Raw genomic sequence first — 15686 nt, forward strand, 5'->3', positions numbered from 1 at the left:
GGGCATGCGGTGATTCCACCTAGAAAAAATGCGAAACCATGGAAAGATACAAAGAGTAGCTCGCTAGAGCGAAATGAATTACTTCGAACAGTTAAGCGTTTAGGCAGGACACTATGGAAAAAATGGTCAGGCTATCATCGGCGAAGTTTGGTTGAAACTAAGATGCATTGCATCAAATTATTAGGAGATAAAATCAGTGCAAGGAGTTTTGATAGCCAAGTGAATGAGATCCATGCACGTGTAGCAGTCCTTAACAGATTTACGGAATTAGGTCGACCACTTACCCAAGTTACGCCTTAAATTTGGCTCAATTAGGGGCGCTTTGCATTTCAAATCTTTGTGCAACAAAGCCGATCGAAATGATAAAGTCATAAATTGCTTTTCAAAAAAAAAGAAACTAATATGTTTCTTACAGAACCTAAAAGCAATAAATGCATCTACAATGAATAAGTCTTTACTTCAGCAAATCAAAAAAAGACGAACCCAATTGGGCTTAAAGCAAGTTGATATGCAATCCCGTACAGGCATTTCAAGACAGCAGTACCAAAAACTGGAAAGTCAGGGCAACCCTCGATTAGAGACCTTAGAAATTATAGCGGCAGGATTAAATGCTCAACTGATGCTCATCCCTGATGATAAGGTTCATTTGATCAGACAATTATTGAATGATGAAATTAAAGTCACTATTGAAGATCAGGATGACTTAATGACTAACCCATGGAAGGGTCTTCTCGGAGGAGAGGAACCATGAATACTGTTGCCGTCCTGAAATTAACATTACATCACGGTATCGTTGGATACTTGGCAGGATTTCAGAGCGGAAAAAATATTCTGGTTTTTACAGATTCTTTCCGCTCTGATCAGCAACGCCCGACCTTGAGCCTGCTGACTTCCCCCTTGTATCCTCAAGTGGATAAAATTTTAGAAAAGACCTATGTTACACATCAGCGTTTACATCCCTTGCTATCAAACTTGCTACCAGAAGGTGCATTACGCGAACTGATTGCACAAAGCCTCAAAGTACATATAGACAATGAATTTCAGTTATTGGCAGCTTTAGGTCATGATTTACCTGGAGCACTCATTGCGACTCCATTAGATCCAGAAGAAATTCCAGATGAAATAAAATTCAAACTGCAGATCTCTAATCCAGATCAGATCTTAAAGCAAGAGATTCGAACAGATAATAAGTTTTCCTTGGCCGGCGTCCAAATGAAGTTTTCCATGAAAGCCAAAGATGGGCGTTTTACACTAGTCCAGGCAACGGAATCGTCTCTACTCGGGGACTGGATTATCAAAACTCCTTCTTCCAGACATGCTTTTGTTCCGCTAAATGAATATTCTATGATGAGCCTTGCCAAAATGGTCGGAATAGATGTCCCTGAGATTCGCTTGGTGGATATGGCACTCTTACAAAACCTTCCACCATTAAATTTACCCCAAGAGCAATATGCTTTTGCAATCAAAAGATTTGATAGACAGAGTACTGCTGATACTACAGAGCTTATTCACATCGAAGACTTTGCTCAGATCTTCGGTGCATATCCACAGCAGAAATACAGCACCACAAATTATGAGCAGATAGGAAAGATCATTTATCAATTTTCAGATAACAAAATTCTTGATATTCAGCAATTTGCCAGCCGCTTACTTGTCAACATTTTGCTCGCCAATGGAGATGCACACTTAAAAAACTGGAGTATGATTTATCAGGACAAAAGAACACCAAGATTATCTCCCGCATACGATATATTGATGACTAGTGTATATATTGAAAATGAGCTTCATTTCGCATTGAATCTTGCCAAAAATAAAGATTGGTATTTAGCTGAGATGAAACACTTTGAACAATGGGCTGAAAAAGTCGGTGTTCCATGGCGTGTTATTGAAAAACAACTTCACGCCATTATGGACAAAGCACGGTCAGTATGGCCAGCGCTATTACTAGACTTACCTATGATTTCTGTTCATAAAGAAAAATTAAGAGAACATTGGAAAAAATTGCATCCAGACTTTCAGATACTTACAGATGATTAGAGGAAACCTGTAACCAAGCTAAAATTTCTCAAACAATTTCATCACATCATTTTCCGTCAGTTTCGCTTCTCCCTCATGATCTGTGCTTAGAATAGACTGTGCCAGTTCTGCTTTATTCTGCTGCAAGGCAATAATTTTTTCTTCTATGCTTTTATTGGTAATCAGCTTATACACAAATACCGGCTTGTCCTGTCCAATCCGCCATGCACGATCTGAAGCTTGATCTTCAGCAGCAGGGTTCCACCATGGATCATAGTGAATGACCGTATCTGCGGCAGTTAGATTCAGACCGACCCCTCCTGCTTTCAGACTGATTAAAAATACCGGCACTTGTCCAGACTGAAATGCTGTAATGACTTCATCTCGCTTTTTGGTCTTTCCAGTCAGCTTCACATAGCCAATTTCTGCGTGATAGAGCTGTTGTTCAATCAGTTCCAACATTGAGGTAAACTGAGAGAAAATAAGAATTTTTCGTCCCTCTTCCACCATTGGAACAACCATATCCATCAACTGTTCAAGTTTGGCAGAATACGCCTGCCCGGTTTTAACTGAATCCAGTTTCAGCAAGCTAGGATGACAACAGACCTGACGCAGCTTCAGCAAGGCATCTAAAATTTGGATTTGACTACGCTTAAAGCCTTTTTCTGCCACAATTTTCTGAATATTTGCCTGCATCGTGGCGCGAACAGCCTCATATAGCTTGGATTGCTGCTCATTCATGTCAATATTGACTTCAATCGTGGTTTTTTCAGGCAATTCCTTGGCAACGTCAGTTTTCAAGCGACGTAAAATAAAGGGTTTAATGCGGTTTACCAACTTTTGCCTTAACTGCTGATCGCCGCGTTTTTCAATAGGATAGCGGTACTTTTTATTAAAGATTTCTTGTGAATATAAAAATCCTGGCATTAGAAAATAAAATAGTGCCCACAGCTCACCCAAATGATTTTCCATAGGTGTACCAGTTAGACATAGACGATGTCGCGCTGTTAATTGCCGTACTACCTGTGCAGCTTTGGCACGCGGATTTTTAATATTCTGCGCTTCATCCAGAATGAGTTGATGATATTCATATTGCTTCAGTTGCTCTTCATCTCTCGCCAAGAGCGGGTAGGTGGTTAACACAATGTCATAGTGTGAAATCTGCTCAAAATACTGATGGCGGTCGGGGCCTTGTAGCAGCAGTACCTTGAGCTCAGGGGTAAATTTTTCCGCTTCTTTGAACCAGTTATGCATCAGCGATGTGGGTGCAACAATTAAGGCGGGTCTGTCCTGCAAATGACCAGCCTGCTTTTCCATGAGTAAGTGGGCTAAAGTTTGTGCTGTTTTACCCAAACCCATATCATCCGCCAGAATCCCGCCATGCTGGGTTTCCCTTAAAAACTGTAACCAGCCTAGGCCCTGCTGCTGGTATGGACGTAATTCCCCCTGAAAACCTTGTGGTGTCGGCAGTTGTTGCTGATAGCCTTGTTTGAATTTCTGCGCAAATTGCTGCAGGCGATTACTGACCTGCCACACCATCCCCAGATGATGCTGTAATTCTAATAGTTGACTCGCATCATAGCGATCTATGCTACGCTCTTCTTGCTGTAAAATGCTCTGCAGATGCAACAATACCGGCTTAATGTCCTTTGCGGATAAAGCCAAATCTGGTTGATCCGCTGCAGTTTTCAGGGTGAAAATTTGACTGTCATTCAGATGACCAAAAATCCGTGGATCAAGTAAATCAGGCTGTTCTTTCACCAAAGCCACAAGTGCATCGAGTAAATCATAGCTATTGCCTGCACTGTCCTGAACGGTCGCCCCGATATTGAACCAGTCTTGTTGGCTTTCAGATTCAGTGATGGAAATATTTAAATTTTCAACATATTGCAGCTTAAATGGGCTGTGTTCCAGATGCTCTATCTGCCATCCAATCAATTCAATTTGATTGATGGGCATCAGCTGTTTGATCCAGTCTCCATAGAACGCAAAAACTATAGAATCAAGACGTTGTTTATCCAGTTTTAATTGCTGGTAATAATTAAGATCTTTCACCCACTTCAGTGATTCGACCAATAGCTGTAAACGCTGGATTGACTGTTGTTCCTGAACTAAGTCCCGAAGCTGTCGCACCATTTTGCCATGCTGCTCACCAATAAAACTGTCACCTGATGTACCTGCTTTTATTCGTCCGCCTACATAGGAGAATTCAATTTCGGCACAAACAGACTCTTCCCATTTCCAATCAAATTTATCTAAAACACCGAAGCGTAAAATTGGCTGGGGACTTCCCTCAAGGACATCAATATGCTGAATAGACTCGGGCTGAGGCAGATTTTTCACGTCTGAATATTGATGAGTCAGTTTCTCAAACTCTGGCAAGAGCATAGATGGAAGATCAGGCATCTGTAAAAAATGGTACAGAAGATTTGCCGTATATTCACCATATAACTGGCCCACCGTGTTCTGTTGAATATCCACATAACATGGGGGATGGCTCGCGAGAATCTGAATATGTGGATTTGATTTCAAATCGAGTCGAATATCACCATTGACCAATTCAATGTTTAAATGCTCTGTCTGTTTGTTTACACCTTGTTGCCAGATCAGTTCGATGTGATAGCCTTGTTCTGACCATTGAAGTGCAGTATGGCTCTTTTTTTGCCAGTACACATCGCCACTTTGAATAAAAGATTTGAAATGTTCCAATAAAATTCTGGAGATATCAAGATTGCTTTGATAAAAGCGTTCGTCACTGTTTATTTTGGCATAATAATAAATCTGGTTAAATAATTGTCGTTTTTGTTCAGGTAAAGTCAGATGCTTTCTGGTGATATTTTCATATTGGGTATAATAACTTTCCCCCGCAATTGAGCCGTTTTTATTGCGTCTGGCCTTCTGAACATCAACTGTCAATTTCTTTAAGCTGACAGACTGATCTAGCAGGTAAATTAAATAATTGTTTGTTTTGACAGATTGCTCTGGTTCAGTCTGTTGTAAATACCGTTTAAAATCATTCAACCAGCGCTGCGCCTGATCATCCCCCCGTTGGCGTTTTGCGATTCCCTGCGAGGATTGAGATTCAGCATAACGCTGTTGAAATTCCTGACGATATTCTTGAAAGAATAATCGCGCTAAAGCAGCAGCATGTTTACAGTTATATCCAACCGGACAAGTGCAGTCGTCATCGATTAAACGGTCTTTTTTAAGATTATAGGTAATCGCGGTATCGTAATAATCTGTCCCTTCAATTTGAGCATACATCGTGACATCATCATTTTCTTCAAAGAACTCAATTGTTTCTCTATCAATGTGTTTAGCATAGCTCAGACTGCGCTGAAGAGTTGCAGTACTAAAGCGAGATAGAAAATTGATCAATGAGGACATAATTACCAGAAACCAAAAATGTTTATACAATTATAACGGACAAAGCTGTCATTTCAGAACAGTAGTGCTCGCCAACGTATCAAAAGGAAATAAATCCATGCTCAAAAACTTAATGTTTACTACAATGGATGGGGTGAATATTGGCTTTGGGGTACATTGGTCTCCTCAACCGCAATCACAGGTCGGCCATTAATCGCCTTTGAATACAGTGCAGAAGCGATCAGTAAAGGTTTAGAACTTTCCTGCACATCAAATGGATATCATGGGTGAGGCACTGAATATTCCTCGACAAGCTCTTGTGAAACTTGGTACTCAGGAAGCGGAACTTTGTGTCCAAGAAGTCGATGAAATTATTGGCTCGATTTGTAAGGTTGCAATCCGATTCAGCAATATCGCTCATGACCTATTACCTGGACAAATTCAAGCAGAGACTCTCCAACTGATCCAAAATAGGATTGAGTATAATATTCATTTATTGCACTAAATAGCCTTCACAAAGCTTCTATGAAGGGCTTACTCTAACCGTTGTTTTATCACGGCATAAGCTACACCAGTCACCACACTTCCAATCGCAATCGCCAATAAATATTTTAATGGATAATTCATCGCATTCGGAATGATCAGTACCATTACACCGCCATGAGGAGTGACTAGTTCACATTTAAATAATGCAACCAAAGCCCCAGTTACAGCACCACCTGCGATCGCGCATGGAAGCACTCGAATCGGGTCTTTGGCAGCAAACGGAATAGCCCCTTCCGAAATGAAACATAGGCCCAGAACTACAGCAGCCTTCCCTGCATCTTGCTCAGGTTTGGCAAATTTATGCTTTGCCAGAAAAGTTGCAATTGCCATACCCAATGGCGGTACCATACCCGCAGCCATGGTAATCGCCATCGGTCCGTATGTTTGTGACGTAAGTAAGCCCACCGTAAAGGCATAAGCCGCTTTATTTATTGGCCCCCCAACATCAATACACATCATACTCCCAAGGATAATCCCCATGATCATGGCATTGGTCGTCCCCATATTGGCAAGGAAGTGTGTGAGTAATTCAAACAATTGTGCAACAGGCTGTCCAACCACATAAATCATGATTAAACCAACAGCTAAACTCGCTAATAGTGGAATAATCAAAATTGGTTTTAATGCTTCTAGGCTACTTGGGAGTTTAAGCTGTTTCGATAAAAATAACGCAATATAACCTGCAATAAAACCTGCAACTAATCCACCGAGAAAGCCTGCCTCTAATTGTGTTGCAAGTAAACCGCCAATCAAACCTGGAGTTAAACCCGGACGATCCGCAATAGAATAAGCAATGTAACCTGCCAGCATAGGTACCATAAGAGTAAATGCTGCAGCACCTATTTGCTTTAAGGATGCGGCAAAGCTTCCTTCAACAGGGTTGAGGCCAAACATAAACGAGATGGCAATGATCAAACCGCCCGCCACCACCATCGGCAGCATGAAAGACACCCCTGTTAAAAGGTGTTTATAAATTCCAGTTTTTTCTTTGTTTTCATTTTCTGTCTTAGTGGCTGTTTGCTTACCCGTTTCAAGCACTTTGGCTTCAGCAATTGCATTTGCAAAAGTCTTATCCGTTTGCTTAAGAGCAAATCCTGTACTGCAGCGATATACACGTTTGCCTACAAAGCGATCTGTATTGACCTCAATATCCGTTGCTAAGATCACGACATCTGCTTTGGCAATACTTTCTGCCGATAAAACATTTTTAGCCCCAACCGATCCTTGGGTTTCAACATCAATCTGATAACCGTACTTTACTGCACCTTGTTGTAAGGCTTCGGCCGCCATAAACGTATGCGCAACACCAGTTGGACATGCTGTAATGGCGACAAACCGTGTAACCCCTACATTGGCTGCAATAGTTTCATCTAAAGCATCTGAATGCTCAAGAACTTGTTGCAAAAGCATGATCGCATCGTGTTGTGCGTTATTCAAACCAATGACTTTCACAACCTTGTCACGCAGTTGATCCGCTTCTGCCGACTTCTGTCCTACAAAAACAACCGTATCAATAACATTTGATAAATCGAGATGCTCGACTGATGTCGCCACATTATTGGAAATACCAAGTGCTGTCGCTGCTTTGGACAGTTTTTTGGACAAAATCACTGCATTAATCGGCTGCTCGGGACTATGTGGCACAAATAAAATATGTTTTATCTCTGGCATCGTATTAACTCAATGATTGGACTGAGATTTGCGATTTCAAATCTTCAATAACAGCAAAGTCTGGAAGGGCAAACCCAATTTGGGTCACAGCATTGCTCGCAATTGCGGTTGCTGTTTTCAATGTTTCTTCTGGGGAAGTTGAACTCAACAACCCATGAATCATACCTGCCAGCAAAGAATCTCCCGCACCCACAGTACTTTGGACGGTGACCTTCGGTGCAGTAGCATGCAGGGGGTGCGTGCGGTGAAGCCAGTTCACCCCGTTTTCACCCATCGAGACCACAATATGTTCGATCTGACTATTTAAACTGGCAAAAAGATGCTGCTGTTCTGCAAACGTTTCTGCTGGCAAATGGTAAGTTTCCGTCAACTCATCTGTATTAGGCTTAATCAACCAAGGATGGGCAGCAATTGCTGCTTTCAACGCAACACCACTGGTATCTACTGCGACTTTTTTACCCGCAGACTGTAACCATAAAATCAGTGTCGAAAGCTCTTCTGCAGAAAACCCTTGTGGCAAACTGCCAGCAATCACAATCACATCAACCTCTAAAATCAGTTGAGATAAACGTTCACATAGTTGTTGTTTTGCTGAGGTATCTACAAAAAAGCCCTTGCCATTGATGTCAGTCATCTGACCAGAAGCTTCTGCAACTTTAATGTTTTGTCGTGTTTCACCTGCAACATAAATAAATTGGTTATCAAATTGCTCTTGCTGGATATGATGGTCAAAAATTTGACGGTTTTCTTGCCCCAAAAAGCCACTCACAATCAGTTCATGTCCCAAATCCTTAAGGACCTGTGCCACGTTTAAGCCTTTACCTGCTGCATGGCTTTGGGCCGTTAACTGACGATTGACCTCGCCAACTTTTAGTTGATCCAATTGCACGGTGAGGTCAATTGCAGGATTCAGAGTAATGCTTAATATCTTAGCCATTCGTAATTACTCCACCAATGCACGTACGGCAGACGCACTGTCACAACTTAAGGCTTGCTGTGCGACCTGTTTGCAATTTATATAGTTCAAACCACGAATTTGCGCCTTCACCAATGGAATACTGGTACTCGACATACTCAACTCATCCACGCCCAAGCCTATCAATACAGGCACAGCTTTTGGATCAGCAGCCAATTCACCACAAATGCCCACCCATTTACCATGCTGATGTGCTGCCCGAACAGTTTGATCAATCAATAGCAAAATACTCGGATGTAAGCCATCAGCTTCAGCAGACAACAGTGGATGACCACGGTCAATCGCCAGAGTATATTGAGTCAAGTCATTGGTTCCAATACTAAAAAAATCAACTTCTTGAGCAAGAATTGGAGCCAACAATGCTGCCGCAGGAACCTCAATCATAATACCGACTTGTAAGTTTTCACATGGATGCTGTATGCGAACCTCATCCAAAATTGCTTTTGCTGCTCGCCATTCTTCAACCCGCCCAATCATCGGAAACATAATTCTTAATGGGCGATTATCCGCTGCTTTAAGTAAAGCAACCAATTGCTGACGTAACAACTCTGGCTTACGTAAAGTCAGACGAATACCACGTAAGCCCAAGAATGGATTTTCTTCCTTTTCAATAGGCAAATACGGCAAAGGTTTGTCCCCGCCCACATCAAGTGTACGTACCACCAATGGACGACCTGCCAAAGCATCTAACACCACCCGATAATCGGCTTCCTGTGTAGCCTCATCAGGCGCACTGCTGTGTGACATAAAGACCAATTCTGTGCGTAGCAAACCAATTGCTTCTGCCCCATCGGCCACAGCCTGTATCGTAGCGCCCACTTTGCCAATATTGGCTGCGATTTCAACTTGATGTTGATCCAGTGTGATGGCAGGTTCTAAACAATGCTGTTCCGCTTGTTCTCGCAACTCACGCTGGCGTTGGCGCTCTGCAATGGCATGATCAATCTGATTTTGCTCGGGTGAGACCACATACTCCCCAGTATCCCCATTAATTAGCACGGTGGCATGGTTCTCAATATTTAAAACAGCTACACCTGCACCTACGACTGCTGGAATAGCCAGAGCACGTGCCACAATAGCACTATGGGCACTCGCTCCACCAACCGCGGTCAAAATGCCTGCAACACGATCTTTATTCAGACGCGCTACATCACTCGGGCCAACATCATGCATAATTAAGATATAAGGTTGCTCGGGTTCTGTGACATCGGCCACACCGCACAAAACAGCCAAAACTCGCTCACCAATATCCCTTAAATCAGCCGCACGCTCTGCAAGTAAACGATCGCTAAGTGCAGCCTGTGCGGTAGCAGCCACTTCAATATGATCATGCCAAGCTGCAGCAGCAGACAACCCCTGTTTTAAACCGCGTTGTACACTTTGGAGGAGGTCTGGATCATCCAGCATTTCCAAATGTGCCATGAATATCTGCTTAATGGCAGTAGATTCAGTATGTGCAATGAATTGACGTAAGCTATTTTTCACCTGATGAAGCGCAATTTCAAGCTTTTCATTCTCAGCTTTAAAACTCTGTCCGCGACGTTCATAACTAAATTCGCGTGGCTTCACCACATGAGCAGGACCAAAAGCAAGGCCAGTTGATGCCGCAATACCGCAGCTACCCGTATCGCCATGTGATTCAAAAGGCATTAATTCCAAAGTATTTACGACTGGGTCACTATTGCTGTGCTGATGAGATACAAAATCAACAGCTTCAACCTCTTCTCCTAAGCCCTGTTTAACTGCATCAATAATCTGTTCTAAGCCTGCTACAGCATCGGTATCGGGTTGTGCAATAAAAGTCAGAGTTTGACCACGACGACATCCCATGGCTAATAATTTGGTTAAACTTTTTGCCGAAACGTAAGCCCCCTCATCTACAGCAACGAGAACATCCCCTGCAAATTTCTTAGTCATATTGACCAAGTGTGTCGCGGGACGCGCATGTAGACCATGAGCATTAGCTAAGACAATACGACGAGATGGCCAATCAGGAATCAGTTCAGCACCAATTAACTGCGCCAACTGGTGACTATCTTGCTCTTGGTTGAGGGTATGAACTTGTTCAGTATCAAACAAAATATCCATTAACCGTTGAAACCGTTGCATATCCAGTTGCTCATTACTGGCAATACACACCAAAGTCTTGAGCATTTCCTGCTGATGGCTTAAAACCTGTTCCGCTTTTACCAAACTTACAGCTGGGCTCAAAACATGCTGGTTAGAAGTGATCGACCAGACCCCCTCCCCTAAATGAATCATGCTGTTTAGATTTAAACCCGACAGAAAACCACACTCCACCATTTTTTGCTGTTTCAGCAACTGTGTTGCGTGCCAAATTAAATCTTCTACATCAAGTGCGGGAACTTGAGTGGCGATTAAATTTTCATGCAATGCCAAAGATGCAGGTTGGGCTTGTAATAATGCAATAATTTGCTCTGCGGATTGAGCCTGTTTCACTTGATCAGCGACATCATTAATTAAAGCCCGCGTCAAAATTTGTAAGACTTGCAAATGCTCATCTGATTTCGCAGCAATCACTACTGCTAAATAAATTTTATTTTCACCGTCCCAAACAACTCCTTCAGGAAAGTGCGCCAGACGAATACCAGTTTTTAAAATATATTGGCGAGACTGAGGCGTCCCATGCGGAATGGCAATTCCTTGCCCTAAATACGTTGCACTTTGTTGTTCGCGCCCGGTCAACCCATGAATATAATCAGGTGTAACCAACTGGTCTTTGACCAAGATATCGACTAGACATTGCAAAGCTTGTGCTTTATCAGTGGCGTGTTGTTTCATTCGAATATGTTGTATATCTAGCGCGAGCATAAAGCGTCCTTGCAAAATAGCATAGTGAAAAGCTATGCCTTTTTACTGGAGAAAAAATAAAAGTCGAATTCTACTCAGGATTTACACAAAAATCTGTATTTTTTGATTTTATCTTCATGATCATCATTACGATTCTTGCGTACCACACCATGGGCACGTGAAAAAGTAGAAAGCTTATATTTGTACGTCTTACGCCAAAAGGCCAAACAGAAACCGTAACCTCAGGCAACACCCCTCTCATCATAAAATTATACCAGTCAGTAAAATACCCTTAGATTAAGCATATGTATGTTGGTTATTATTGTTGATTATCACAATAAATTAGTGACCAAAAATCAAAGTATCCGACCCCACCTTAAATTACGTCACACAAAATAAAAACTCTATATAACTGTTATATATAGAGTTTATTAACGTACCAATTATGTTATTTAGTGTATTTTATGTCGGTGACTCTTGCCAAGGTTGGTTTTTTTCAAAAGGAAGCTTTGTTTACCCAAATTATTCAGATAAAAATCTCTTTTTTCAAAGGAAAGTTGGCAAAGCCTTAGTAATGTGAGTAATTAAATCGCTTACTCTTTCTCTAGCTTGACCAGGCAATCCGATGTAATATCTGCAATGGTTCTTGCACCAGTCAATGTCATTGCCACACGCATTTCTTTCTCAATCAAATCTAGTAAATTACTTACCCCAGAACCGCCGGCAGCACCAAGTGCGTATACAAATGCACGACCAAGCATGCAAATATCTGCACCCATAGCCAACATACGTACCACATCAAGACCGTTACGAATCCCTGAATCTGCTAAAATTTTGATGTCACCTTTGACCGCACTTGCAATTGAAGGAAGCGCACGCGCAGAAGACAAAACACCATCAAGCTGACGACCACCGTGATTGGAGACCACAATTCCATCTGCTCCGAAACGTACCGCATCCTTGGCATCCTCAGGATCTAAAATCCCCTTAATAACCATGGGACCCTCCCAATAATCACGAATCCACTCAAGATCTTTCCAAGAAATTGAAGGGTCAAAGTTATTTCCCAGCCAACCGATATAATCTTCCAGACCTGTCGGCTTACCTAAATATTTGGAAATGTTACCCAAATCATGCGGACGACCCAATAAACCGACATTCCAAGCCCAGTGTGGGTGCATACACGATTGCATATAACGACGTATTGCAGCATTTTTACCACTCATTCCTGAATGTGCATCACGATAACGCGCACCTGGAACAGGCATATCGACTGTGAATACTAAGGTAGAACAGCCTGCGGCTTTAGCACGTTCCAAGGCATTTTTCATAAAACCACGGTCACGTAGTACATACAGTTGAAACCACATCGGACGTTGAATCGCAGGTGCCACTTCTTCAATTGGACAAACTGAAACTGTTGATAAGGTAAATGGAATGCCCTTTTTATCTGCGGCAACCGCGGCTTGAACTTCACCACGACGCGCATACATACCCGTTAGACCTACAGGTGACAATGCCACTGGCAACGCCAAATTTTCACCAAACAATTGCGTTTCTAAGCTCAGCTCAGACATGTCATTTAACACACGTTGACGTAAAGCGATTTTTGATAAATCGTCTACATTACGCTTTAAAGTATATTCCGCATAGGCACCACCATCGATGTATTCAAATAAAAATGGCGGTAAACGACGTTTCGCAGCTTCACGATAGTCATTTGCAGAAGAAATAATCATAACTTATGTCCTATTTAATCGACTCGAACGTTGACGACGAGCTTCTTCTTCATCGATCATACGTACGCGTTGAACAACAAATTCAATATGCCCACAAGCTGCCTTACGTGCAGTCTCTGAGTCTTGACGTTCAATTGCGTCCATCACCTCAAAATGCTGGTCATGCAATTGTTCAAAATGTTGTGGTGTGGTGTAAACTTTACGTCGCCCTAACATCACGTTGTCTTGCAATAAATCAAACAAACTACGCATCATTTGGATCAGCACTAGATTGTGGGATGCTTCTGCAATCGCCAGATGAAAATTCGCATCCGCTATTGCTGCGTGGGCATCATCACCTAAAGCCTGAAAATGGCTAATCTGCTCAAAACATTGACGAATATTGATCAAATCACTGGGTGTGGCACGTTGTGCGGCATACCATGCTGTACCACCTTCAAGCACCATACGAGCTTCTTGTACATCAAAACGATATTCAGGATCCTGATCCATCAAACCGGATAATGGCTCAACGATTTGATACTGTGACCAATGTGCAGGCAACTGCTTTAAATAGGTGCCTGCACCCGCTTTGCTCTGAATAATCCCTGCGGTAATCAGTTGTTGAATCGCCTCACGTAAAGAGCTACGAGACACACCTAACTGTTCACAGAGTTGGCGTTCAGCAGGCAATCGCTCTCCGACTTGCACATTATTTTTTTCAATCAACAGACGTAAACGCTGTACCACTTTGTCGGAGACTTTCATTTTTTTCCTTGACCCGTTTACGGAATCATCCACGGGAAAACATAAGCTTGTAAGGTCACAATAATACCAATCATCACCGTAAAGATAATGCTGTGTTTTACTGTAAATCTAAATAAATCAGATTCTTTACCAACTAAACCCACTGCTGCACAAGCAATCGCGATTGATTGAGGGGAAATCATCTTACCTGTTACTCCACCACTGGTATTGGCAGCAACTAACAAGACTTCAGGCACACCGATTTGCTGTGCTGTAGTTGCTTGTAACGCTGAAAACAATGCGTTAGCTGAAGTATCTGAACCTGTAAGAAACACTCCAACCCAACCCAAGAATGGTGAGAAGAAGGTGAAAGCCTGACCCGTATGTGCCAGTGCTAAAGCAAGCGTTGCTGACAGACCTGAATAGTTTGCAATGAACGCAAAAGCCAGTACCATACCAATCGAATAAATTGGGGTTTTTAGTTCATTCACGGTTTCAAAGAATGTCGAAACTGCCTCTTTAGGTTTCATGTTTAAATAAATAATCGTGATCAATGCCGCCAATATAATCGCCGTACCCGTTGCTGATAACCAATCAAACTTATAAATCGCATCATAATCTTTAATTTCAGGCACGACAGGTGGTAGCTTTTGAATCAATTGATGCAAATACGGCACTTTAATTGAAACTACTAAATCACTTAATGGGCCGTCCTTAACAAATAAATCTTTAAAAGGTTTGATGCTCCAGATCGTCACCATTGCTGTAAGTATCAGAAATGGAGACCAGGCTTTGGCTATCTGTGCCACACTATATTGTTTACGAGCTTGCTTGATAATAGTTTCATCTACCTGTATATTTTTGTCCTCAAAAAGAAAAATATGTTTTGGTTTCCAATACTTAAGTAAGATAGTTAAACTGATTAATGATGCAATTGCAGCAGTGATATCGGGTAACTCAGGCCCAACAAAATTTGATGTTAGATATTGCGCTAAAGAAAAAGATAAGCTGGCAACTAAAATAGCAGGCCAAGTTTCTTTAACCCCACGCCAACCATCCATGATTGCCATGATCCAGATCAATACAATTGGCACCATAAAGGGTAACTGACGACCAACCATTTGACTGATTTCCATGGTGTCAACACCTGAAACCTGCCCAGCGACAATGATCGGAATTCCCATTGCACCAAAAGCAACAGGTGCAGTATTAACTATCAGGCATAGCCCAGCCGCATATAAAGGCTTAAAGCCGAGTCCCACCAACAGTGCCGCAGTAATTGCGACGGGCGCACCAAAACCTGCCGCACCTTCTAAAAACGTACCAAAAGCAAACCCAACTAATAGCATTTGCAGACGTTGATCTTCTGTAATTGACAGAATAGACGAACGAATAACATCAAACTGTCCTGTTTTTACTGAAATCTTATATATAAAAACTGCACCGATAATAATCCATGCAATTGGCCACAGGCCGTAGAAGAATCCATAGACCATTGATGCTAATGCCATTCCAATTGGCATTTTGTATAAAAATAATGAGACCAGAAAGGCTAAAAAAACGGTAATTGTAGCGGCTACACTACCCTTCATGCGAAAAATAGCTAACGCTAAAAAAAAGAAAATAATTGGAACTAGCGCAATAGCACTCGAAATCCAGATATTGCCTATAGGATCATAAATTTGTTGCCACTGTTGAAGCATTGTCTACTCCTTGAAATGCTTAACTACTAGATTGAACAGTTTAAGAGATAAAATGTGCATTTTGTATTGGCGATATTAGTAATATTAGCCCAAAAACACAATATAAAAGATTTAATTTATTTTTTGGTATGA

At 41.9% G+C, this 15686-nt stretch carries 9 protein-coding genes and 4 pseudogenes; 5 read left to right on the top strand and 8 right to left on the bottom strand.

The window, feature by feature from the left end:
• The 3 genes from F893_RS17685 to F893_RS16100 all read left to right on the top strand — a co-directional run.
• Positions 1–300, top strand: a 300-nt coding sequence (locus tag F893_RS17685; RefSeq protein ID WP_005253554.1) for an IS5/IS1182 family transposase, incomplete at its 5' end; no start/stop codon positions are given.
• Positions 301–442: 142 nt separating this feature from the next.
• Positions 443–751: a helix-turn-helix transcriptional regulator gene (locus F893_RS16095; protein WP_004282130.1), complete on the top strand. Its 309-nt coding sequence runs from the start codon at positions 443–445 to the stop codon at positions 749–751.
• On the top strand, positions 748–2037 hold the full coding sequence (locus F893_RS16100) for a type II toxin-antitoxin system HipA family toxin (RefSeq protein WP_004282132.1): 1290 nt from the start codon (positions 748–750) through the stop codon (positions 2035–2037). The genes F893_RS16095 and F893_RS16100 overlap by 4 nt, the downstream gene beginning before the upstream one ends.
• Before the next feature lie 18 nt (positions 2038–2055).
• Here the strand turns inward: F893_RS16100 and F893_RS16105 are convergent, their stop codons facing one another.
• Positions 2056–5403, bottom strand: a complete 3348-nt coding sequence (locus F893_RS16105) for a DEAD/DEAH box helicase (protein WP_004282134.1) — start codon at positions 5401–5403, stop codon at positions 2056–2058.
• Positions 5404–5650: 247 nt separating this feature from the next.
• On the opposite strand from F893_RS16105, the pseudogene F893_RS16110 reads away from it, so the two are divergent.
• A pseudogene (locus F893_RS16110) lies at positions 5651–5887 on the top strand (hypothetical protein); the annotation flags it as partial.
• 29 nt (positions 5888–5916) lie between these two features.
• Here F893_RS16110 and F893_RS16115 read toward each other — a convergent pair.
• The 4 genes and pseudogenes from F893_RS16115 to fruB all read right to left on the bottom strand — a co-directional run.
• Positions 5917–7599 (bottom strand): fructose-specific PTS transporter subunit EIIC, encoded by a 1683-nt coding sequence (locus F893_RS16115; protein WP_004282137.1) that lies wholly within the window; start codon positions 7597–7599, stop codon positions 5917–5919.
• Between the two features lie 4 nt (positions 7600–7603).
• A complete protein-coding gene (gene pfkB / locus F893_RS16120; protein ID WP_004282140.1) occupies positions 7604–8536 on the bottom strand; it encodes a 1-phosphofructokinase in 933 nt (310 codons plus the stop codon).
• A 6-nt stretch (positions 8537–8542) separates the two neighbouring features.
• Positions 8543–10192: pseudogene (gene ptsP, locus F893_RS18485) on the bottom strand (phosphoenolpyruvate--protein phosphotransferase); the annotation flags it as partial.
• An 86-nt stretch (positions 10193–10278) separates the two neighbouring features.
• Positions 10279–11407 (bottom strand): annotated as a pseudogene (gene fruB, locus F893_RS18490) (fused PTS fructose transporter subunit IIA/HPr protein); the annotation flags it as partial.
• Positions 11408–11527: 120 nt separating this feature from the next.
• On the opposite strand from fruB, the pseudogene F893_RS18005 reads away from it, so the two are divergent.
• A pseudogene (locus F893_RS18005) lies at positions 11528–11626 on the top strand (VF530 family DNA-binding protein); the annotation flags it as partial.
• 353 nt (positions 11627–11979) lie between these two features.
• On the opposite strand, the gene lldD reads toward F893_RS18005, so the two are convergent.
• From lldD to lldP, 3 genes are read right to left on the bottom strand one after another with little or no spacing between them, the layout of a single operon-like run.
• Positions 11980–13125 carry an FMN-dependent L-lactate dehydrogenase LldD gene (gene lldD / locus F893_RS16130; RefSeq protein WP_004282143.1) on the bottom strand — a complete coding sequence of 382 codons (1146 nt, stop codon included), beginning with the start codon at positions 13123–13125 and terminating at the stop codon, positions 11980–11982.
• Positions 13126–13128: 3 nt separating this feature from the next.
• Entirely contained in the window at positions 13129–13872 is a 744-nt protein-coding gene (lldR, locus tag F893_RS16135) for a transcriptional regulator LldR (protein WP_004282146.1), read from the bottom strand.
• 17 nt (positions 13873–13889) lie between these two features.
• Positions 13890–15554: an L-lactate permease gene (lldP, locus tag F893_RS16140; RefSeq protein WP_004282148.1), complete on the bottom strand. Its 1665-nt coding sequence runs from the start codon at positions 15552–15554 to the stop codon at positions 13890–13892.
• Between the last annotated feature and the right edge of the window lie 132 nt (positions 15555–15686).

Source organism: Acinetobacter sp. CIP 102136, assembly GCF_000369685.1.
In the GTDB taxonomy this organism is placed as follows: Bacteria; Pseudomonadota; Gammaproteobacteria; order Pseudomonadales; family Moraxellaceae; genus Acinetobacter; species Acinetobacter fasciculus.